This window comes from Sphingomonas sp. JC676 (assembly GCF_014489075.1).
Classification (GTDB): Bacteria; Pseudomonadota; Alphaproteobacteria; order Sphingomonadales; family Sphingomonadaceae; genus Sphingomonas.
Genome location: NZ_JACTGR010000006.1, coordinates 147,025 through 166,493, shown reverse-complemented (window position 1 = coordinate 166,493; position 19,469 = coordinate 147,025). Strand labels below are relative to the sequence as shown.

Below are 19,469 nucleotides of genomic sequence, written 5' to 3'. Positions count from 1 at the left end.
GGCTCTTTCTCATCGCGAATATGATCCGGTCACGCGCGCAGGCGCGCGAAGAACCTGTGAGTTTGGGACGTTAGGGTATCCGGCTACCGCTCGGAGCGCTCGCTACGACGAAAAGTCGGGGAAGAAGATTTTTCGACATAGCAGGTGTCAACCGTGTCAACTTATCCGGCGCCGAGCCGGACTAGTCTCGCTTCGAATCGTCCAGCAACTGGCCGATCCTCGCGGTTTCGGCAGCATCCCCCGCCTTTTGCGCCTTGGTCCGGCCGAAGCGCACCCGGTTCTCCTCGGCCTTGGCACTTTTCTCTGCGCGGGCGCGTTGCTTGCGGGCTTGGTTAAGGTTGATGATGTCCGCCATCGATAGTACCCCGTTCGTTCGCGCGCCTCTGGGCGCCTCTTTTATTGATTGCTAGGCGGAGTTTCCATGGCGGGCAGTGTTAACAAGGTGATTCTCGTCGGCAATCTTGGCCGGGACCCGGAATCGCGCAGCTTTCAGAACGGCGGCAAGGTGGTCGAACTGCGCATCGCCACGTCGGAAAGCTGGAAGGATCGCGGCACCGGCGAGCGCAAGGAAAAGACCGAGTGGCATACGGTAAAGGTCTTCAACGAAGGCCTCGCGACCGTTGCCGAGAAATATCTGCGCAAGGGCAGCAAGGTCTATATCGAAGGCGCGCTGCAGACTCGGAAATGGCAGGACCAGTCGGGTGCCGACCGCTATTCGACCGAGATCATCCTTCAGGGCTTCAATTCGGTGCTGACCATGCTTGACGGCGCACCGGGCGCGGGCGGCGGCGCGTCGCGCGGCGGCGGCGCCGAGGATTGGGGCGGCGGCGATGAATTCGCCGGCCAGTCCTCGAGCCGCGGCGGCGGCAATTTCAACAGCGGCGGCCAGCGTGGCGGTGGCGCCGCCGCTGGCAGCGGTGCTCTGGGCGGCGGCTTCCCGGACGATCTCGACGACGACGTCCCGTTCTGATTCTGTGAGGGAGAGCTTCATGCGACAGGCAGTGCTGACGGCGGGGTTGCTCCTCGCCGCGTGCGGCGGCTCTCCCAAGACCACGGATGATCCGGTCGGCCAGAATGTCGCGGCGGCCGCCGCCGAGGGCAAGCCGGCAGCGCTGACCGCGGCAACCGATTGCGGCCAGGCGCCGCCCGATTTCGTGCCGCTTTATACCAATGCGAAGATCATAAGCTGCGTCTCCGGCCCCGATGGGCAGCAGGATCATGTCAGCGGCACGATCGTCTATGTGACCAACGCCAAGCCGGCCGAGGTGCTTGGCTGGTCGCGCGGACAGGCCAATGCCTCGGGGCTCGCCCAGCGCATGGCGACCGACAAGATGTACTCGGCGGGCGAGGAGCGCCGGCGCAGCCTGATGGTGGTGGTCGATACGGTCGACGGCCAGACCCGGGTAACCGTCAACTGGGGCAAGGATATCTGAGCCGCCCTTCGGCGCGGCTTGCAATGTAGGATTTCACCTGCTCGGTTCGAAGCGTCGCCCTGTGCGGCCGCTCTTTGAAACTTGATTCGCGACGAAACAAAATTTCACAATTGCGCGCGTTGGCGCGAACTTGGTTATTTTGGAGGTCGGGCTTCGACGATCTCCGCTACGCCGAACTTGCCCGCCTGGTAATCTGCATAGGCCTGTCGGATCTCCTCGATCGTGTTCATCACGAACGGTCCGTGCGCGGCGATCGGCTCGTCGATCGGCTCGGCATGGCCGAACAGGAACAGCGCCGGCTCGTGCGCGGCTATCGTCACCGCGCCGCCATCGCTCAGTTCGGCCAGGTTGAACTGCGGCACGCGCGTACCCGCCACGTCGATCGCGCCGCGCGCGGAATAGAGGAAGACGTCGCGGCCGCGCAGCCCCTTGAAGGTCAATTCGGCGCCCGGTCGCGCCTCGACCCAGGTCATAAACACGCCGCTGATCGATTCGATCGCGCCGCCGTGGCCCGCATAGTCCCCCGAGACAAGGTGGATCTTGGCGTGATCCGCCTCAACCGTTGGAATCGCTTCCGCCTGCACGCCCACATAGCGCGGACTGGTCATCTTCAGCCTCGCGGGCAGGTTCACCCAGAGCTGGAGGATCTCCATCGGCCCGCCGTCGCGCCGGAAATCGGCGGGCGAGATCTCGGCATGGACGATGCCGCTGCCCGCGGTCATCCACTGCACGCCGCCCTTGCGGATGATGCTCTCATGGCCGGCGGAATCGGTGTGCGCCAGCTCGCCGTCGAGGATGAAGGTCACCGTCTCGAACCCGCGATGCGGATGCGGGCCGAAGGGCAGGCCGCGATTGTTCGGCGGATAGAGCTGCGGCCCGTGATGGTTGAGGAACAGGAACGCGCCGACATTACCGATTCTAGCGCCGGGCAAGGGCCGGTGGGTCACCAGGTCGCCGATATCGTCGCGGATCGCGGAGTGCAGGCGCGTAACAGTGCGGCTGGTCATGAATCCTCCTTGCTGAGCAGGAACACCGCATGCTCGGCGAACAGGTTCGCCATGGCGGAGCCGGTGCCCTGGTCTCCGCTAAGGAACCAGCAGCCTTGAATCGCGATCCCGCGTTCCTTCAGCAGGGCGCGAAAATCATCGACGGTTACATGGTGGATGTTGGGCGTGGCATACCATTTGAGCGGCAGCAGCCGGGTCACCGGCATCCGCCCTCCGAACAGCAGCGATGCGCGCACCCGCCAATGCGCGAAATTGGGGAAGGAGACGAAGGCTTGGCGCCCGATCCGGAGCAGCTGCTCGAGCACCCAGTCGGGTCGCTTGGTCGTCTGGAGCGTCTGGCTGAGGATCGCATAGTCGAAGCTGGCATCGGGATAGTCGGCCAGGTCGCTCTCGGCGTCGCCCTGCACCACCGAGAGACCCCGGGCCATGGCGGCGGCGACATTGTCCGGATCGATCTCCAGCCCGCGCGCGTCGCATTGCCGCTGGTCGCGCAGCGCCGCCATCAGCGCGCCGTCGCCGCAGCCGACATCGAGCACGCGGCTGCCCGGCGCGACGTTGGCGGCGATGATCGCAAGATCAGGGCGAAGGCTCATCGCTCGTATAGATCCACTTCGTGCCGCTCCATGCAGCGCTCCGGATGTGGGATCGGTGTCCAGCCGAGCTTGGCATAGAGTGGCTGCATGTCGCGGGTGAACAGCAGCCAGCGGCGCAGGCCCTGCAGCTCGGGATGTGCCTGCAGCGCCTCCAGCATCTGCCGCGCCAGCCCTTGGCCGCGATGCTCCGGCAGCACGAATACGTCCGCCAGATAGGCGAAGGTCGCCCGGTCGGTGATCACCCGGGCAAAGGCGACCTGCTCATTGTCCTCGTCGTACATGCCGACGCTGAAGCTGTTCGCAACCGCCGCCTCGACGATGTGGCGCGGAATCCCCTTCGACCAATAGGCGCCGCTCAGGAACGCATGGATCAGGTCGATCTGCTGGTCGGCAGGGTCGAACGAAAGCCGGTACGCCATCAAGCCTCTCCCGCGCGCAGGAAGCCGCCGATCACCCGGTCGAGCTCTGGGCTTTCGAGCAGGAACGCGTCATGCCCGAACGGCGATTTGAGTTCGACGAAGCTCGCCCGGGCGCCGGCCGCGTTGAGTGCATGGACGATCGTGCGTGATTCGGAGGTGGGATAGAGCCAGTCGGTGTCGAAGCTCACCAGGCAGAAGCGCGGCGGATTGTACCGGAATGCGCTGGCGAGCATCCCGCCATGCTCCTCGGCCAGGTCGAAATAGTCTAATGCTCGCGTAATGTAGAGGTAGGAGTTGGCGTCGAACCGATCGACGAAGCTCAACCCTTGGTGGCGCAGATAGCTCTCGACCTGGAAATCAGCGTCGAAGCCGAAGGTCTTGCTCTCCCGGCTCTGCAGCTTGCGCCCGAACTTGGCGGTGAGCCCCGCTTCGGAGAGATAGGTGATATGCGCCGCCATCCGCGCCACGGCGAGGCCGGCTGTGGGCGGGTCGTTGCTCTCGTAATAGTCGCCGCCGCGCCATCTGGGATCGGCCATCACCGCCTGGCGCCCAACTTCGTGGAAGGCGATGTTCTGCGCCGAATGCCGTGCGGCGGAGGCGATCACCACGGCCGAGGCGATGCGCTCCGGGAAAGTCGCCGCCCAGCTCAGCGCCTGCATGCCGCCCATCGACCCGCCGACCACCGCGAACAGCTGCTCGACGCCGAGATGGTCGAGCAGCATCGCCTGGGCGCGAACCATGTCGCGGATGGTGATGACCGGAAAGGCCATCGCCCAGGGTTTGCCCGTCGCCGGATTGATGCTGGCAGGCCCCGAGGAGCCCAGGCAGCTGCCGAGCACGTTCGAGCTGATCACGAAATAGCGATCGGTGTCGATCGGCTTGCTCGGCCCGACCATCCGCGCCCACCAGCCGGGCTTGCCGGTGACGGGGTGGGTGGAGGCGACATGCTGGTCGCCGGTCAGCGCGTGGCAGACCAAAATCGCGTTGCCGCCGTCGGGCGCCAGTGTGCCATAGGTCTCATAGGCAATGTCGACCGGCGACAGCAGCACGCCGCCATCGAGGCGCAGCGGCCCCGGCAGCGTCACCGAGCGGGCAAGGCCGAAGCGCGGGTCACCAGACATGGCGCCTGACTAGGGATGCGCGAGGCAGGGTTCAAGCCGCGCGGCGCATCCTCCGTTTGCCGGTGACCGCCTCTGCGGCCAGCCGCCCGGTCTGTGCCGCGCCGTTCATATAGCCCGGATAGGCATCGGATAGGTGCTCGCCGGCGAACAGGATGCGGCCCGCTCCGGCGACCTGGGAGGCTCCGCCATGCGCGTCCTCGAGCCACATCAGATGGCCGAAGCGGGTGAGCTGGCCCGGCGCGAAGGTTGAATAGGCACCGAGCGTCAGCGGGTCGCGGTGCCAGGCGGTGCGCCGGAAGGGGCCCGCTGTCGAGGCCGCGCCGATGCCGGGGATCGCCTTCTCCGCGCTCGACGCGAACGCGGCCGCCAGCGCCGCTGCCTGCTCCGGCGCGTCGACTTCGTTGCCTCCGAGAAACCAGGTCCATGCATGATCGATGCGATCCGGAAGGTGGACGCTGCCGTCCCAGCCCAGCGCATAGCCCGCAGCCGCATCGGTCTGCCAAAGCTCGCCGCCCAACCCCATCGGTTGCTGCCAGGGGAGCTTCTGCGTCGCCACTTGGACCTTCTCGCAGCGTCCGAGCGCCATCTCGGCGATATAGGCGCGCCACAGCGCGGGCAGCGGCACCGCGAAATCGATCTGACGGGTGAGGGGGGCGGGGACGGCGACGATCACCGTCTCGGCCTCGACATGGCTGCCGTCGAGGAAATCGAGCCGCATCCCGCCACGCGCCGAAGCGATGCGGAGCAGGCGCTTGCCGGTCTCGATACGATCACGGTGCTTGTCGGCGACCGCCCGGGCCAGGGCCTCGCTGCCGCCTTCGATGACGAAGCGTTCGTCCGATTCGCCGAGCACTTCGATCCGCTTGCCGTCCACGGTCGGCAGGTTCCAGATCAAAGTGACCGCCGATGCCTTGTCGGGCTCGACGCCATATTCGGTGCGGCTCGTCGCCTCCAGCAGACCGCGCAGCCAGGGATCGCTGGTCAGCGCCGTGTGCCGGTCGAGATAGTCGCGGATCGAAAGCCGGTCGAGTTCGGCGAATATCCGCGGGCTGGCGTCCATCCGCTTCGAATCGCGATCGATCTGATCGGCGATCGGGCGCAGCGCCTCGGTCAGCGCGTCCTCGGCGATTTCGCGGTCGCCGGACAGGATCAGCGTGCGGTGCGGATCGGCCTTGCGGTCGATCAGGCCGATGCCGAACGCCTTGGCGAGTTCGTGCATGTCGGCATGATCGGTGTTGACCAGCTGACCGCCCACTTCGAACGCAGGCCCCTGGGCGGGGCGATGGGTGAACATCCGCCCGCCGATCCGGCCACGGGCTTCGTAGATCCGGGCGTCCACGCCCTCCTCGCGCAGCCGGTGGAGTGCGCTGAGCCCAGCGATGCCGCCGCCGATGATCGCCACGCGCCCGCCGCGGAAGGCATGCGCGGGGCGGGAAAGGGCGGGGACCAGACCCGCGGCCAACATGCCCTTGAGCAGCGCCCGCCGCGTCGCCCCCGGGCTGCCCGTTGCAGGCAGAGCCTCGCCGGCCGCACCGAGATTGCTTCGCCGTGCCGCCTCCAGCGCGCGCCACAAAGTACCGCTCCCCCGCATGTCGCCCTCCTTGCAGTTTCGTGCAGCTTGCCATTCGCCGGCCGTTCCGCCAATCCGCCGCCCATGACCGCACCCGTTCCCAAGCCCTGGATCATGGAAATCGCCCCCTATGTGCCGGGGCGGTCGACCACCGATGACGGCCGCAAGGTCCACAAGCTCTCGTCGAACGAGAACCCGCTCGGCACCTCGCCTAAGGCACGTGAGGCGTTCCTGACCGCGGCGACCAGCCTGGAGCGCTATCCCGACGCGAGCGGCACCGAACTGCGCGAGGTGCTAGCGGCGAAGTACGACCTCGATCCGGCGCGGATCATCTATGGCAACGGATCGGACGAAGTGCTCCACCTCGCCGCCGGCGCGTTCGCGGGGCCGGGCGACGAGATCATCTACGTCCATTACGGCTTCACCGTGTATCCGATCGCCACCCGGCGCGTCGGCGCGACCCCGGTGGTGGCGCCCGACAAGGACTATGCGACCGATGTCGACGCGATCCTCGCCTCGGTGACCGACAAGACGAAGATCGTCTTCGTCGCCAATCCAAACAACCCGACCGGCACCTATGCGCCGCGCTCGGAGATCCTGCGCCTGCACGCCGGCCTCCCGAACCATGTCCTGCTCGTGCTCGATCATGCCTATGCCGAATATATCGAGGGCGACGATGACGATGGAGGCATGGAGCTCGCCCGCACCGCGTCTAACGTGCTGGTGACGCGCACCTTCTCGAAGATGTACGGCCTCGCCGCCGAGCGGATCGGCTGGGGCTACGCCTCGGCGCCGATCATCGAGGCGATGCACCGCATCCGCCTGCCCTTTTCGATCACCATCGCGGGCACCGCGGCGGCGGTCGCGGCTTTGGGCGATACTGATTTCGTCGCCCACACCAAGGCGCACAATGCCGAGTGGCGCCGCTGGTTCGCGGACGAGATCGCCAAGCTGGGCAATGCGGGCCTCCGCGCGGTGCCCAGCCAGGCGAACTTCGTGCTGGTGCTGTTCGAAGGCCAGCTGACCGCCGAGGCGGCGTACAAGGGCCTGATGGACGCCGGCTATATCGTCCGCTGGCTGCCGGGGCAGGGGCTCCCGCACGGGCTGCGCATCACCATCGGCACCGAGGACGAGACGCGCGGCGTGATCGCGGCGCTCCGGAAGATGGCGGGCGCCTGATGCTGCCCTTCGCCCGCGTCACCATCATCGGTCTGGGCCTGATCGGCTCCTCGATCGCCCGCGCGGTCCGGCAGCACATGCCGACGGTGCGGCTGACCGGGTACGACATGGATCCGGCGGTGCGCGAGACGGCGGTGCGGATCGAATTGTGCGACGATGTCGCCGACAGCGCCGGTACGGCGGTGATCGATGCCGATCTCGTCATCCTGTGCGTGCCGGTCGGCGCTATGGGCGCGGCGGCGGCGGAGCTGGCGGCGGACCTGCCGGCCGAAGCGATCGTCAGCGATGTCGGCTCGTGCAAGGCGATGGTCATCGAGGCTGTGGCTACCGCGCTGCCCAATGCCGTGTTCGTGCCCGCCCATCCGGTGGCAGGTACCGAGAATAGCGGGCCAGAGGCCGGCTTCGCGACCCTGTTCCACCATCGCTGGTGCATCATCACGCCGCCCGAGGGGACCGATGCGCTCGCCATCGAACGGGTGTCCGAATTCTGGCGGAGGCTGGGCGCGCTGGTCGAGACGATGGCGCCGGACCATCACGACCGGGTGCTCGCGGTCACCAGCCATCTGCCGCACCTCATCGCCTACACGATCGTCGGCACCGCATCGGACATGGAAGAGGTGACCCAGTCCGAGGTGATCAAATATTCGGCGGGCGGCTTCCGCGACTTCACCCGCATCGCCGCATCCGATCCGACGATGTGGCGCGACGTGTTCCTCGCCAATCGCGAGGCGGTGCTCGACATGCTCCAGCGCTTCTCCGAGGATCTGAGCGCGCTGCAGCGGGCGATCCGCTGGGGCAAGGGCGACGAATTGTTCGACCTGTTCACGAAAACGCGCGCCATCCGCCGCTCGATTATCGAGCAGGGTCAGGACGATGCCGCACCCGATTTCGGCCGCTCGCACGAGTGAGCGACGCCCGGCTAAGTTGACACGGTTGACACCTGCTATGTCGAAAAATCTTCTTCCCCGATTTTCGTAGTGCGACCGCGCCTGAACGGTAGCCGGTTACCCTAAAGTCTCAAATGTCACGGGCTCCTCGTGCGCGCGCGAACGGATTATATTCGCGATGAGAAAGAGCCTGGTCAGGCTCCCAGACGAAATCCTACATTGCAAGCGTTGGGCTCCCCTCGGTCTTGACGTTATGTTGTATATACACCATAATTGACCCATGACGACGAACACGAACAATCAGAGTGCCGGGGCGTCCGTGGTGGCGGAAGTTACCCGCGATTGCCTATTGACGCGCACGCGCCGGATCTCGCGCGTCATCACCAGCTTGTACGATGCTGCGATACGGCCCCTCGGGATCAATTCGACGCAGGTTTCGCTGCTGGTGACGATCGCCAAGCTCGGCGGGGCGAGCCGCGCCGAGATCGGGCGGGCCAATTATCAGGAACGCTCGACCCTGACGCGGAACCTCGCGCTTCTGCTAAAGGACGGCTGGATCGAGGAGTTGGCGGCGGAAGGCCGCAGCCGACCGATCATCCTGTCGGAGGCCGGGCGCAAGCTGCTGGTCACGGCCGCGCCGGCATGGCGGGCGGCGCAGGAAGAGGCACACAAGCTGCTCGGCGATCAAGGCGTTGCCGCCCTGATCGGCGTGGCGGACAACCTGCCCATCCATGAGCTCGCGGACTGAAGCTACTAATGTTGTATATACAACAATAATTGCCCCTACAAATCAAGGACAGTGATATGACTTCCCAACCTTCGCACGACCGGCCCATTCTCGTCACCGGCGCGGCCGGTGCTGTCGGCGCCATCGGCCGCCACCTCACCGAAATGCTGCTCGCCAAGGGGCACAAGGTTCGCGCCCTCGTCCGGCGCGAAGACGAACGCGCCGAGGCGCTCCGCCGGATGGGCGCCGAGGTGGTGCAGGGCGATCTTACCGATCTCACCGACATGCACCGCGTGATCGAGGGCGTTAAGCGCATCTATTTCGGCATGTCGGTGTCGGCGGCGTATCTCGAGGCGACCGTCAATGTGGCAGCGGTGGCGCGCCATCACCGCGTCGAGGCATTCGTGAACATGTCGCAGATGACGGTCTCGTCGATGAGCATCACCGAGACTACACCCAGCCCGCAGCACAAGCTGCACTGGCTGGCGGAGCAGGCGCTGGCCTGGTCCGGGCTCCCGGTCGTCACGGTACGGCCGACGGTCTTCATGGAAGGCTTTTTCGGGAATTTGGCGGCAGTCAATATCCTGGCGCACGACGAGCTCGCAGCGCCATTCGGCACTAGCAGGACCTCGCCGATCTCCACCATCGACGTGGCGCGCGCGGTCGCCGCGATCCTCGACGATCCGGCCCCGCATATCGGCCGGGCCTACGATCTGACCGGACCGGAATCGGCCGATCTCGACCATTATGCCCGGGTCTTCTCCGCGGTGCTGGGCCGGACGATCCGCTATCGCGACGTGCCGGTAGAAGCGTGGACCGGCAAGCTGCGCGAATATGGCATGCCGCCGCACCTGGTCAGCCATCTGGCGGTGATGGGGGATCTGCATGCGGCGGGCCTCTATGACCGCATGACCGACGATGTGTTTCGGCTCACGGGTGAGAAGCCGTTGAGCATGTATGATTTCGTCAAGCGCAACGCGGCCATGTTCACGAAGCCAGAGGCGGCAGCCTGAAAGGCCTGGCGCCTAGCCGTTCAGCCGGTTGATCCCCGCATGGACCAGAGCCTCGGCCTCGGCGCGGGGCAAGCCCGGGGGGATCGGCTCGCCAAAGCTGAAGGTGATCGTGCCGGAGCGCTTGTGCCCCTTGAGCGGCCAGACATGGCCGCTCTTCACCGCGACCGGGATCACCGGCAGGCCCAGGATCCGATAAAGGCCGGCAAAGCCCGAGCGCAGTTCGGGCGCCTCGCCGGGGTTCACCCGGGTGCCCTCGGGAAAGATCATGATCGACCGGCCCTCGGCGAGCGCGGCCTTGGCGTCCTTCATCATCGTGCGCAGCGCCGCGGCGTTGGCGCTGCGATCGACGACGATCACGCCGTAGCGCCGCGCCGCCCAGCCCCAGATCGGGATCGACGCGAGCTCGCGCTTCATCACCGTGGCAGGCGAGCCGAGCAGCCGGGTGAGCTCCATCGCCTCGTAGATCGATTCATGCTTGGCGGCGAACAGCACCGGGCCCTGGGGGATCGTCCCTTCGATCCGGGTGCGGATGCCGAGGATGGTGGCGGTGCACCAGCGAAGCACCGACACCCAGGCCATCGCATAGCTACGCAGCGCCTTGCGCCCGAACAGCCCGGCCAGCGGGACGAACAGCACCAGCAGCGCCGAGACGCCGTAGAAGACGATCGCAAACAGCAGCGAGCGCAGCCGGTTCATCGTCAGTCGGCGCCCAGCCACAAAGCCGCTCGTCGCACCAGGAACTTGTGATATTCGCGGAACAGCATGCCGTAGCCGGGCTTGCTGCGTACGCCGTCGCCGACGATCTCGACCTGGTCGAGCGTGTGCGAAAGCTCCATCCGTGCGCGCGCCATGTGCCAGTCCGACGTCACCAGCCGCACGCTCTTATAGCCGTGCTGGCGCACCCAGCGCGCGGTTTCCTCGGCGTTCGAGCGCGTGTCGACCGATTCATGGCCGAGGTCGACGCAGCAATCGAACAGCTTGCGATCGTTCTTGAACTGGGCGGCGAGCTCGTGCGGGCGGACATCGGGATCGACCCCGCTCACCAGCATCCGCTGGGCGTCGCCGGCGCGCAGCACGTCGAGCCCGCGCGCGATCCGTCCGGAGCCGCCGGTGAGTACGACGATCGCATCGGTCCTGCGCGCCTCGAGGGGCTTGCCGAGCGTCAGCAGGAAGATGCCGAACCCCACCGCCCAGGCGAGGATCAGCAGCACGACGAGACGCCAGATCACAGCGTCCTCCTCAGCGCGCCGAGCACCGCCAGCCGCGCCGCGACCGTCGCGAGCAACGCGAAACCGAGCGGGAGCAGCAACAGGAGGAACCAGTCGCGCTGCTGGAGCGCGACGCCGCTCATCAATTCGGAGCCGAGCGCGTCTATCCGCGACTGGAGAGCCCAGATCAGCGCCAGCGCGGCCACGGTGCCGCCCAGCCCGCCGACCAACGTGTCGAACGCGATCCGGCGCTGGAAGAGACGCGCGACCTGGATATCGGTGGATCCGAGCATGTGGAGCACTTCGATCGTGTCGCGGTGCGTGTCCAGCCCCGAACGTGCGGCGAGCAGCACGACGGCGGCGGTGGCGGTGGCGATCAGCAGCATCAGCCCGACCGCGAGCCAGGTCATCGTCGTCATGAAGGTTCGGACGGGGGAGAGCCATTGCGCATGGCGATCGACCCGCGCGCCGGGCGCGATCCGCCGCGCGGCCCGCTCGACCGCGGCACCGTCGCCCCCGCGCATATCGACGTCGATCATCGCCGGCATCGGCAGATCAGGATCGAGCCCCGCGTCGCCGAGCCAGGGCTTGAGCAGTTCGGCGAGATGGGCGCGGTCGGCCTCCTCAGCGCGGGTGACGCCGGGCAGCTTGCGCAATTCGGCGAGCACGCCGGCGGCCTGGCTATCGCGAAGCTGGGGATCGGGTTCGACGATCTGGACGGTCAGCCGCCCGGCAAGCTCGCGGTCGAGCTGCGCGGTGGCGGCGAACATGCCGAGCCCCAATGCGCCGGCGAGCACGGTGAGGAACACCATGATCGCCATGATCCAGGTCATCGCGCGGGTGCGCCGGCTCTCGTCGAGCAGGCGCCGATCGGCGGCGTTCGGATTGAGCCGGAGCCTCATGCCTCACCCGGCGGATTGCGCAGCGAACCGGTGGGATCGATCACCTGACCCTTTTCGAGCCGCATCATATGCGCGTTCGGAATGCGGTTGATCAGGTGGAAGTCGTGGGTGGCGACGACCACGGTCGTGCCCAGCCGATTGAGCGAATCGAACAGATGGAGCAGCCGCTCGGCCATGTCGGGATCGACGTTTCCGGTCGGCTCGTCGGCGACGAGGATCTCGGGCCGGCCGATCACCGCGCGGGCGATGGCGATGCGCTGCTGCTCGCCGCCCGACAGCGTCGGCGGCTTGGCGCGGCCGCGATCGGTGAGGCCCACCCAGGCGAGCATCTCGCGCACCGGCGCCTCGATATCGCTTTCGGAAACGCCGGCGACGCGCAGCGGCAGCGCGATATTGTCGTACGCCGAGAGATGCGCAACCAGCCGGAAGTCCTGGAACACGACGCCGATACGGCGGCGGAAGCCGGGCAGCCGCTGGCGGGGCAGCGCGCCGGCATCCTCGCCGAACAGGCGGATCACGCCGCGCGTGGGGCGCTTGGCGAGGTAGAGCAATTTGAGCAGCGAGGTCTTGCCCGCGCCGGAGGGGCCGGTGAGGAAATAGAAGGCGCCGGTGCGGAGCGTGAAGCTGACGTCCGAAAGCGTCTCGGGGCCCGTCGCATAGCGCAGGCCGACATTCTCGAATTGAACGATGTTCGCCATGCGCCGCTCGGCCGTCCTCCCTATCCGTTCGGCCGATCAGCCATCGCACAGCCGCCCCTATGGCTCAAGCGCAAGGGGAGGCGAATGTGTCTGCTGCGTGACACTTGCTGCCCCGATTCGATGCGTCTAGAATCACCACCAGTGGCCAATGGGGTTGCCGCTCAGCGAGAACAACCAATGATCCTGGAATGTAGCCAGTGCCGTACCCGGTACCTTGTCCCCGATAGCGCGATCGGCGAGGGGCGTACGGTGCGGTGCGCCAGCTGCAAGCATAGCTGGTTCCAGGCGCCCGAGATCCTCGATCTCGCCACCCGCGCCACGAAGAGCGACGGCCCGCCGACGCCCGCGCCCAAGCGCGAGGCGCGCCCGCCGGCCGAGGCGGCGCCGCCGCGCGTCTATGAGGATGCCGCAGTCTCGGCGCCCGCCGACATTGGTTATGATCCGTTCGCGCCGGAGCCGCCGTTCAAGCCGCGCCGCAATCCCGCGCGGCGCTGGACCGCCGCGGCGATCATCGCGGGCGTGTCGATGCTGCTCGGCACCGCCGCGATCCTCTATTCGGGCGCGCCGGGGATCGCCGCGCAGCTTGGGCTCGGCATCGGCGGCGAGGTCGAGACGCCGCTGCTGTTCACCGACAAGGCGGTCGAACGGCGGACCATGCCCAATGGCAGCGAGCTGTTCATGGTCTCGGGCAAGGTGGTGAACCCCACCGGCAGCAAGCAATCGGTGCCCGATATCCGCGTCGAGCTGACCGACGCGCATGACCGGCTGGTCTATAGCTGGCGGATCACGCCGCAGGTCCGCTCGCTGGGGGCCAAGGGCGCGATCGAGTTCAACGGCGCCAAGGTCGACGTGCCGGCCAGCGCCAAGGTGGTGCAACTCAGCTTCGCGAACGAAATCGGCGGCTGATCCACGCCAGGCGGCCGCCGTTGAGCAATGCCGCCACGACCATGCCGAGGCCCGAGGCAAAGACTAGCGCATTGGGGCCGATCCCCGCATGCACCAGCCATAGCCCGACGCCGCCGGTGATGACGAAGAAGGCGATGATGCCGTTGACGCCGGCCGCGACCTGGTCGCCGAGCGAACGCAGCGCATAGACGAACACCACCTGCACCCCGTCGAACAGGATGAACGGCGCCCAGACCGGCAGCATCGCGATCGCCATGGCATGGACCGCGGGCGTGGCGGGGAAGAGATCGACCAAAGGCGCGGGCGCGGCGATCAGCAGCAGCGCGAGCAACCCGGTGGAGACCGCCGCCAGCACGGCGGCGATGGTCGTGCGCCACGCCGCCGCCTCGGGCACGCCTTCGCCCACGGCATTGCCAGCGCGGACCCCCGCCGCCGATCCTAGCCCGAGCGCGACCCCGAAGGTGACGTTGTGGACCGAGAAGACGATCTGGAAGGCATGCGCCGTCGTCTCGCCGAGCTGGGTCGACAGCGCGATCAGGATCGCGAAGCCGGCGAGCTCGAGCCCCGACGCGATGGCGGGGACCGCGCCGAATTTCGCCAGCTCGACCGCGCCGCGTACCGTCTGGGCGGAGAACAGCTTTGCCATCTCGTGCACGCCGCGCGACTTGGCGCGCGGCAGCGTCCAGGCGGCGGCGAGCATGCCCAGCGCGCCCAGCGCCGAGGCGATCGCGGTCGCCGCCGCTGCGCCGACAGCGCCGAGCGCGGGCATGCCCAGATGCCCGCCCGAAAGCGCCCAGGCGAGCACCGCGTTGAGCGGCAGGGTCGACAGATTGACCACGGTCACCCGGCGCGGACGGCTGACGCCCTCGAGGAAGAAGCTCGCCGCGATGATGATGAGCTGGAAGGGATAAGCGAGCGCCATCACGCGGACGATATCGGCGGTGGCAGGGGTCAGCTCGGGCGTGACGCCCAGGCCGAGCAGCATCGGCTCGGGAAAGGCGAAGAGTATCGCAGCACTGACCAGGCCGAGGACGAGCGCAAGCAGCAGCCCTTCGTGGAACACCCGGCCGGTGCCGCGCAGATCGCCGGCGCCGTCGGCACGCGAGACATGGACGAGGATACCGGTGAGCGCGCCGAGCCCCATGACGATGCCGGGAAAGGTCAGCGTGCGGCTCGCGCCCAGCGCTGCGACTTCGTGCGTGCCGGTGAGGCCGACGACCACCACGTCGGTGACGTGCAGGATCGTCCAGTTGAGGCTGGTGAGCATCACCGGCCAGGCAAGGGCGAGGATGCGGCGCGTCTCGGCGGTCAAAGCGGGGGAGCGGAACATGAAGGGCCCACGCGCTTAGGCGTATCTGCGCAATCGGGAAAGCATGTCCACGCGGGTTGCCAGCACCGGATCGCTTTGCTAGGGGCCGCTGCCTTACCAGCCGTCGGGGTCCTCCGGCGGGGTTTCACGTGCGGCCGTGGCGGAACTGGTAGACGCGCAACGTTGAGGTCGTTGTGGGCGAAAGCCCGTGGAAGTTCGAGTCTTCTCGGCCGCACCACTAGTCCCCTGAGGGACAGGTAATTTCGGGGTCTCGTGATCGGGACCCCGGTTTCCCCAGATATCCAGAAGCTTCGCGGCGCCAGTGTTCGCCTGCGCGTGAAATATAGCTGTCGTCTTGATCGCCTAGGCCGCCCTCTTCCGCATCCGATGGGCGCAAGCTATGATCCTGACTCTCACCCGTCGTCACGTGCTGGGCGGGCTTGCCGCCTCGCTGGTGCCGCTGTCGCCGGGCTGGGCGCGGATCGGCGGCCCGTCGATGACCTTCCTCGTGCTGGGCGACTGGGGACGCTTCGGGCGCGGCAACCAGCGCCTCGTCGCCGACCGGATGGCGGACACGGCAATGGCGATCGGCGCCGAATATGTGCTGACCGTCGGCGACAATTTCTACGAGAACGGCGTGACTGGCATCGACGATCCGCACTGGCGGGGATCATTCGAGGACATCTATCATGCCCGCTCGCTCCAGGTGCCCTGGTATGCCGCGCTCGGCAATCACGACTATCGCGGCAACGAGCAGGCGCAGATCGACTATGGCGCGAGGAAGAACCGCTGGAACATGCCGGGCCGCTGGTATGCGTTCCGCAAGCAGGCGCCCGACGGGGCGACGGTGGAGTTCTTCGTGATCGACACCACGCCGATGATCTCGGGCTATCACGACCGCAAGACCAATGCGGGCGGCCAGGATCTGGAAGGGCAGCTCCGCTGGCTCGACCGGAGCCTGGCGGCGTCGCGGGCGCAGTGGAAGATCGTGATCGGCCACCACCCGGTGGTGCGCTACACGGCCGCGGAGAAGGCCGCCAAGGTCGACGTGATCGACCGGGTCGACCCGATCCTGCAGCGGCACCGGGTGCCGCTCTACCTGCACGGCCACAACCATAATTTGCAGCATGTGAAGAGCGGCGGGACCGACTATATCTGCGCAGGCGCCGGCTCGCAGAACGACGATCCGTGCAGCGACAATGGCGGCGATTTCTGCGCGCTGAAGCCCGGCTTCGTCGCCTGCGCGCTCAATCGCTCGGCGATCCGCATCGGCTATAGCGACGCCGACGGCAGCGAACTCCATGTCGTCCAGATTGACGCGGCATGATGCGATAGTCCCCTCCGGGAAGGTGATTCCCTAGGATTGCGCCCTGTTTCCGGCATTTTGCCGGAAGCTTGGTATAATTGTGCGACAAACCGTGTTTAGGCGGCTGCTTTGTTGCGGGTCATTTCGGCCCCGGTTCGGAGTGGGCGATGCGGAAACTCGGATGCGCGGTAGCGGGATTGCTGGCGGGCGTGTCGCCGATAGCGGCTTTCGCGCAGGCGCAGAAAGGCCAGGCGCAGGCTCCGGCCCCGACTCCCGCCCCCACTTCCGCGCCCGCGCAGGACGCGCCGATCGACGAGCAATCGGAGGACATCGTCGTCACCGGCGAGCTGCGCGGCGCGGTCAAGACCGATATCAAGCCCGAAGTCCAGCTCAGCCCGGCCGACATCCAGTCCTATGGCGCGTCGAGTGTCGGCGACCTGATCAACGCGCTGTCGGCGCAGCTCGGCAGCGGCCAGGGGCGCGGCGGCGAACAGCCGGTGATCCTGCTCAGCGGGCGGCGCTCGACCTATAACGAGGTGAATTCGCTGCCGCCGGAGGCGATCGAGCGCATCGACATCCTCCCCGAGGAGGTTGCGCTCCAATATGGCTACAGCGCCTCGCAGAAGGTGATCAACTTCGTGCTGCGCCGCCGCTTCCAGGCGCTCACCGCCAGGCTGGAGGGCCGCGCGCCGACCCAGGGCGGCAATTCCGGCCAGCAAGGCGAGTTGGACCTGCTCAAGATCAATCGCGACGGGCGCTTCGAGTTCAACCTCAACTACGACCATAGCTCGAGCATCCTCGAGAGCGAGCGCGGCGTCACCCGCGCGGGCACGTCGCTGTTCGATACGCGCGGCAACATCATCGGGCTCGATCCGATCACCGGCGTACCGGGCGGCGAGATCGATCCGGCACTGAGCGCGCTCGCCGGTTCGACGGTGACGGTCGCGGGGGTGCCCGATGCGGCGGCGGGCGGCGCGCAGGGCCTTGGCGCCTTTGCCGCAAATGCCAACGATCCCAATGTCAGCAACCTCACCCCCTATCGCACCCTGGTGAGCCCGCAGAAGAATCTGACGTTGAAGGGTGTCTATAACCACACCATTTCGCCGCACGTCTCCGCCACGGCCAATGTGCAGCTCAACGTGACCGAGAGCGATTCACTGCTCGGCCTGCCGGGCGTCACGCTCGAGCTGCCCACGGGCAATCCCTATTCGCCCTTCTCGCGCGACGTGCAGCTGCTGCGCTATCTCGACAATCTGTCGCCTCTGGAGCGCTCGGCCGATAGCCAGACCGTGCAGGGCGAAGTTTCGGTGAACGGCGACCAGGCGCCCTGGTCGAAGGATTGGAACTGGTCGTTCCAGGGCTCCTACAATCGCGCGACCAGCGAGACCACCACCGACACCAACGTCAATCCGGTCGCGATGCAGGCGCTGCTCGACGCGGGCGATCCGAGCTTCAATCCCTTCGCGGCGATCCCGGCGAGCCTGGTCACCGTAGCTGCCGCCGATTATGCGCGCACGACCACCAACACCGGGAATGTCGAGTTCCTGACCAACGGCCCGCTCTTCTCGGTCCCCGCCGGCAAGGTGAATGCGAGCATTCGCATCCGCGGCAACACCAACGACCTTTCGAGCGAGTCCTTCCGCCGGGGTCTGACGAGCAATTCGGACATCTCGCGCGACACCGCCGCCGTGCGCGGCAATATCAACCTGCCCGTCGCCAGCCGGCGCAATGCCGTGCTCGATGCGATCGGCGACCTGACCCTCAACGCCAATTTCGAGGTCGAGCAGCTTTCGGACTTCGGGCGGCTGGTCACGACCGGCTATGGCTTCAACTGGTCGCCGATCACCCAGGTCCAGGCGCGGGTGAACTGGGTCGAGGACAGCAACGCGCCGAGCCCCCAGCAGCTCGGCAACCCCACGATCACCACGCCCAATGTCCGCGTCTTCGACAATGTGCGCGGCGAGAGCGTCGACATCACCACGATCACCGGCGGCAACCCGCTGCTCAGCGCCGACAGCCGGCACGTTTTCAATGTCGGGCTCAACATCAGGCCCTTCGCCGACACCAATTTCGGGATCGTCGCCAACTATACCAACCAGCGCTATCGCAACACGGCCCAGGCCTTTCCCGGCGTGACCGCGGCGATCGAGGCGGCATTCCCCGACCGGTTCGTGCGCGACGCCGATGGCCAGCTGCTCAGCGTCGACTATCGCCCGGTGAACTTCGCTCGCCGCGATCGCGAGCAGTTCCGCTGGGGCTTCAACCTGTCGCTGCCGATCGCGTCGCCCCAGGCCACGCGGATGCGCGAGCGCCGCGAGGCGTTCCAGAAGGCGCGCGCCGAATCGCAGCGCACCGGACAGCCGATGCCGCCCGAATTCACTGCCCAGCTCGAGCAGTTTCGCCGGCTGGGGCAGCAAGGGAGCCTGTTCGGAAGTCCAGCCCAGGGCGGCCAGGGCGCCAATCGAAGGCAGGGGCAAGGTCAGGACCAGGGCCAGGGCCAGGGCCAGGGCCAGGGCCAGGGGCAGGGGCAGGGGCAGAACCAGGCCCAGGGTCAGCAGGGCCAGAATGGACAGCAGCCGCGCGGCGATGGGCAGGGCGGCGCCGGTGCGGGAGCTGGCGGCGGCGGCTTCCGCGGCGGCGGGGGTGGTGGCGGAGGCCGCGGTGGCTTTGGCGGCCGAGGCGGTGGCGGCGGCAACCGTCTATTCTTCAACGCCTATCATACCTGGGTGTTCAAGGACGATGTCGTGATCCGCCCCGGCCTACCGACGCTGGATCAGTTGAGCGGCGAGCTCTCGGGTCGCGGATCCCCGGCGCACCAGATCCAGGTCCAGGCCGGGATCAAGCGTGACGCGCTCTCGTTCCGGCTCGACGGCAGCTGGCAGAGCGCCACGCAGGCGTCGACCGGAACGCTTGGCAGCGGTGACGGGCTGACCTTTGCCAGCCTGACCAAGTTCAACCTGCAGGCCGAGGCCAATCTCGGGCAGGACGTGGATCTTCTGCTCAAGCACCCCTGGCTGCGCGGAACGCGGATCGCGTTCAACGTCGACAATCTGTTCAACGCCAAGCAGCGCGTGACCGACGAGAATGGCGCGACGCCCGCCGCCTATGCGCCCAATTTGATGGACCCGCTGGGGCGTGTCGTCCGGATCAGCGTCCGCAAGCTGTTCTTCTAGGCACAATTCTCGCCGGCA

20 protein-coding genes and 1 tRNA gene are annotated in these 19,469 nt (G+C 67.1%); 10 read left to right on the top strand and 11 right to left on the bottom strand.

All coding sequences use genetic code 11. From position 1 onward, the window contains the following. Positions 1–181: 181 nt before the first annotated feature. Positions 182–355, bottom strand: a complete 174-nt coding sequence (locus IAG41_RS19235; protein ID WP_187730288.1) for a DUF4169 family protein — start codon at positions 353–355, stop codon at positions 182–184. A 66-nt stretch (positions 356–421) separates the two neighbouring features. On the opposite strand from IAG41_RS19235, the gene ssb reads away from it, so the two are divergent. Both ssb and IAG41_RS19225 read left to right on the top strand, forming a co-directional pair. Beyond that, positions 422–970 (top strand): single-stranded DNA-binding protein, encoded by a 549-nt coding sequence (gene ssb / locus IAG41_RS19230; protein WP_187730287.1) that lies wholly within the window; start codon positions 422–424, stop codon positions 968–970. 19 nt (positions 971–989) lie between these two features. After that, positions 990–1,433 carry a hypothetical protein gene (locus IAG41_RS19225; protein ID WP_187730286.1) on the top strand — a complete coding sequence of 148 codons (444 nt, stop codon included), beginning with the start codon at positions 990–992 and terminating at the stop codon, positions 1,431–1,433. Between the two features lie 134 nt (positions 1,434–1,567). Here the strand turns inward: IAG41_RS19225 and IAG41_RS19220 are convergent, their stop codons facing one another. From IAG41_RS19220 to IAG41_RS19200, 5 genes are read right to left on the bottom strand one after another with little or no spacing between them, the layout of a single operon-like run. Next, positions 1,568–2,440, bottom strand: a complete 873-nt coding sequence (locus tag IAG41_RS19220; protein WP_187730285.1) for a pirin family protein — start codon at positions 2,438–2,440, stop codon at positions 1,568–1,570. Further along, on the bottom strand, positions 2,437–3,033 hold the full coding sequence (gene metW / locus IAG41_RS19215; protein WP_187730284.1) for a methionine biosynthesis protein MetW: 597 nt from the start codon (positions 3,031–3,033) through the stop codon (positions 2,437–2,439). Before metW ends, IAG41_RS19220 begins: the two co-directional genes overlap by 4 nt. Beyond that, positions 3,030–3,452, bottom strand: a complete 423-nt coding sequence (locus IAG41_RS19210) for a GNAT family N-acetyltransferase (protein ID WP_187730283.1) — start codon at positions 3,450–3,452, stop codon at positions 3,030–3,032. Before IAG41_RS19210 ends, metW begins: the two co-directional genes overlap by 4 nt. Next, on the bottom strand, positions 3,452–4,573 hold the full coding sequence (locus IAG41_RS19205) for a homoserine O-acetyltransferase MetX (protein ID WP_187730282.1): 1,122 nt from the start codon (positions 4,571–4,573) through the stop codon (positions 3,452–3,454). Before IAG41_RS19205 ends, IAG41_RS19210 begins: the two co-directional genes overlap by 1 nt. A 31-nt stretch (positions 4,574–4,604) precedes the next feature. After that, on the bottom strand, positions 4,605–6,164 hold the full coding sequence (locus IAG41_RS19200; protein WP_187730281.1) for a flavin monoamine oxidase family protein: 1,560 nt from the start codon (positions 6,162–6,164) through the stop codon (positions 4,605–4,607). A 63-nt stretch (positions 6,165–6,227) separates the two neighbouring features. On the opposite strand from IAG41_RS19200, the gene hisC reads away from it, so the two are divergent. From hisC to IAG41_RS19180, 4 genes are all read left to right on the top strand, one after another. Next, positions 6,228–7,322 carry a histidinol-phosphate transaminase gene (hisC, locus tag IAG41_RS19195; protein ID WP_187730280.1) on the top strand — a complete coding sequence of 365 codons (1,095 nt, stop codon included), beginning with the start codon at positions 6,228–6,230 and terminating at the stop codon, positions 7,320–7,322. Next, positions 7,322–8,230, top strand: a complete 909-nt coding sequence (locus IAG41_RS19190) for a prephenate/arogenate dehydrogenase family protein (protein ID WP_187730279.1) — start codon at positions 7,322–7,324, stop codon at positions 8,228–8,230. The genes hisC and IAG41_RS19190 overlap by 1 nt, the downstream gene beginning before the upstream one ends. Positions 8,231–8,531: 301 nt before the next feature. After that, complete coding sequence (locus tag IAG41_RS19185) at positions 8,532–8,957, top strand: MarR family winged helix-turn-helix transcriptional regulator (RefSeq protein ID WP_222950778.1); 426 nt, start codon at positions 8,532–8,534, stop codon at positions 8,955–8,957. Positions 8,958–9,013: 56 nt separating this feature from the next. Then, positions 9,014–9,949: an SDR family NAD(P)-dependent oxidoreductase gene (locus IAG41_RS19180; protein ID WP_187730277.1), complete on the top strand. Its 936-nt coding sequence runs from the start codon at positions 9,014–9,016 to the stop codon at positions 9,947–9,949. Between the two features lie 12 nt (positions 9,950–9,961). Here the strand turns inward: IAG41_RS19180 and IAG41_RS19175 are convergent, their stop codons facing one another. The 4 genes from IAG41_RS19175 to ftsE are packed head-to-tail and all read right to left on the bottom strand — an operon-like array spanning position 9,962 to position 12,757. Beyond that, positions 9,962–10,645: a lysophospholipid acyltransferase family protein gene (locus IAG41_RS19175; protein ID WP_187730508.1), complete on the bottom strand. Its 684-nt coding sequence runs from the start codon at positions 10,643–10,645 to the stop codon at positions 9,962–9,964. A gap of 2 nt (positions 10,646–10,647) precedes the next feature. Then, entirely contained in the window at positions 10,648–11,178 is a 531-nt protein-coding gene (locus tag IAG41_RS19170; protein ID WP_187730276.1) for a YdcF family protein, read from the bottom strand. Beyond that, on the bottom strand, positions 11,175–12,059 hold the full coding sequence (locus tag IAG41_RS19165; protein ID WP_187730275.1) for a cell division protein FtsX: 885 nt from the start codon (positions 12,057–12,059) through the stop codon (positions 11,175–11,177). Before IAG41_RS19165 ends, IAG41_RS19170 begins: the two co-directional genes overlap by 4 nt. Then, positions 12,056–12,757, bottom strand: coding sequence for a cell division ATP-binding protein FtsE (ftsE, locus tag IAG41_RS19160; RefSeq protein ID WP_187730274.1), 702 nt, complete (start codon positions 12,755–12,757; stop codon positions 12,056–12,058). The genes IAG41_RS19165 and ftsE overlap by 4 nt, the downstream gene beginning before the upstream one ends. 177 nt (positions 12,758–12,934) lie before the next feature. Here ftsE and IAG41_RS19155 point away from each other — a divergent pair, with 177 nt between their 5' ends. After that, positions 12,935–13,663 (top strand): zinc-ribbon domain-containing protein, encoded by a 729-nt coding sequence (locus IAG41_RS19155; RefSeq protein WP_187730273.1) that lies wholly within the window; start codon positions 12,935–12,937, stop codon positions 13,661–13,663. Here IAG41_RS19155 and IAG41_RS19150 read toward each other — a convergent pair. Further along, positions 13,635–14,993, bottom strand: a complete 1,359-nt coding sequence (locus IAG41_RS19150; RefSeq protein WP_262408772.1) for an MATE family efflux transporter — start codon at positions 14,991–14,993, stop codon at positions 13,635–13,637. The genes IAG41_RS19155 and IAG41_RS19150 overlap by 29 nt on opposite strands. Positions 14,994–15,123: 130 nt before the next feature. Between IAG41_RS19150 and IAG41_RS19145 the strand changes: the two genes are divergently transcribed. The 3 genes from IAG41_RS19145 to IAG41_RS19135 all read left to right on the top strand — a co-directional run bounded on the left by IAG41_RS19145 (position 15,124) and on the right by IAG41_RS19135 (position 19,451). After that, a tRNA-Leu gene (locus IAG41_RS19145) sits at positions 15,124–15,210 on the top strand. A gap of 162 nt (positions 15,211–15,372) precedes the next feature. Beyond that, the gene (locus IAG41_RS19140) at positions 15,373–16,299 is read left to right on the top strand and encodes a purple acid phosphatase family protein (protein WP_187730272.1); all 927 of its coding nucleotides are present in this window, start codon (positions 15,373–15,375) and stop codon (positions 16,297–16,299) included. A gap of 146 nt (positions 16,300–16,445) precedes the next feature. Next, positions 16,446–19,451 (top strand): TonB-dependent receptor, encoded by a 3,006-nt coding sequence (locus IAG41_RS19135; RefSeq protein ID WP_187730271.1) that lies wholly within the window; start codon positions 16,446–16,448, stop codon positions 19,449–19,451. The last annotated feature ends 18 nt before the right edge of the window (positions 19,452–19,469 follow it).

Coding starts and splice junctions, on each gene's coding strand:
- IAG41_RS19235 (WP_187730288.1), bottom strand. CDS start 355: ATGGCGGACATCATCAACCTTAACCAAGCCCGCAAGCAACGCGCCCGC.
- ssb (WP_187730287.1), top strand. CDS start 422: ATGGCGGGCAGTGTTAACAAGGTGATTCTCGTCGGCAATCTTGGCCGG.
- IAG41_RS19225 (WP_187730286.1), top strand. CDS start 990: ATGCGACAGGCAGTGCTGACGGCGGGGTTGCTCCTCGCCGCGTGCGGC.
- IAG41_RS19220 (WP_187730285.1), bottom strand. CDS start 2,440: ATGACCAGCCGCACTGTTACGCGCCTGCACTCCGCGATCCGCGACGAT.
- metW (WP_187730284.1), bottom strand. CDS start 3,033: ATGAGCCTTCGCCCTGATCTTGCGATCATCGCCGCCAACGTCGCGCCG.
- IAG41_RS19210 (WP_187730283.1), bottom strand. CDS start 3,452: ATGGCGTACCGGCTTTCGTTCGACCCTGCCGACCAGCAGATCGACCTG.
- IAG41_RS19205 (WP_187730282.1), bottom strand. CDS start 4,573: ATGTCTGGTGACCCGCGCTTCGGCCTTGCCCGCTCGGTGACGCTGCCG.
- IAG41_RS19200 (WP_187730281.1), bottom strand. CDS start 6,164: ATGCGGGGGAGCGGTACTTTGTGGCGCGCGCTGGAGGCGGCACGGCGA.
- hisC (WP_187730280.1), top strand. CDS start 6,228: ATGACCGCACCCGTTCCCAAGCCCTGGATCATGGAAATCGCCCCCTAT.
- IAG41_RS19190 (WP_187730279.1), top strand. CDS start 7,322: ATGCTGCCCTTCGCCCGCGTCACCATCATCGGTCTGGGCCTGATCGGC.
- IAG41_RS19180 (WP_187730277.1), top strand. CDS start 9,014: ATGACTTCCCAACCTTCGCACGACCGGCCCATTCTCGTCACCGGCGCG.
- IAG41_RS19175 (WP_187730508.1), bottom strand. CDS start 10,645: ATGAACCGGCTGCGCTCGCTGCTGTTTGCGATCGTCTTCTACGGCGTC.
- IAG41_RS19165 (WP_187730275.1), bottom strand. CDS start 12,059: ATGAGGCTCCGGCTCAATCCGAACGCCGCCGATCGGCGCCTGCTCGAC.
- ftsE (WP_187730274.1), bottom strand. CDS start 12,757: ATGGCGAACATCGTTCAATTCGAGAATGTCGGCCTGCGCTATGCGACG.
- IAG41_RS19155 (WP_187730273.1), top strand. CDS start 12,935: ATGATCCTGGAATGTAGCCAGTGCCGTACCCGGTACCTTGTCCCCGAT.
- IAG41_RS19150 (WP_262408772.1), bottom strand. CDS start 14,993: ATGTTCCGCTCCCCCGCTTTGACCGCCGAGACGCGCCGCATCCTCGCC.
- IAG41_RS19140 (WP_187730272.1), top strand. CDS start 15,373: ATGATCCTGACTCTCACCCGTCGTCACGTGCTGGGCGGGCTTGCCGCC.
- IAG41_RS19135 (WP_187730271.1), top strand. CDS start 16,446: ATGCGGAAACTCGGATGCGCGGTAGCGGGATTGCTGGCGGGCGTGTCG.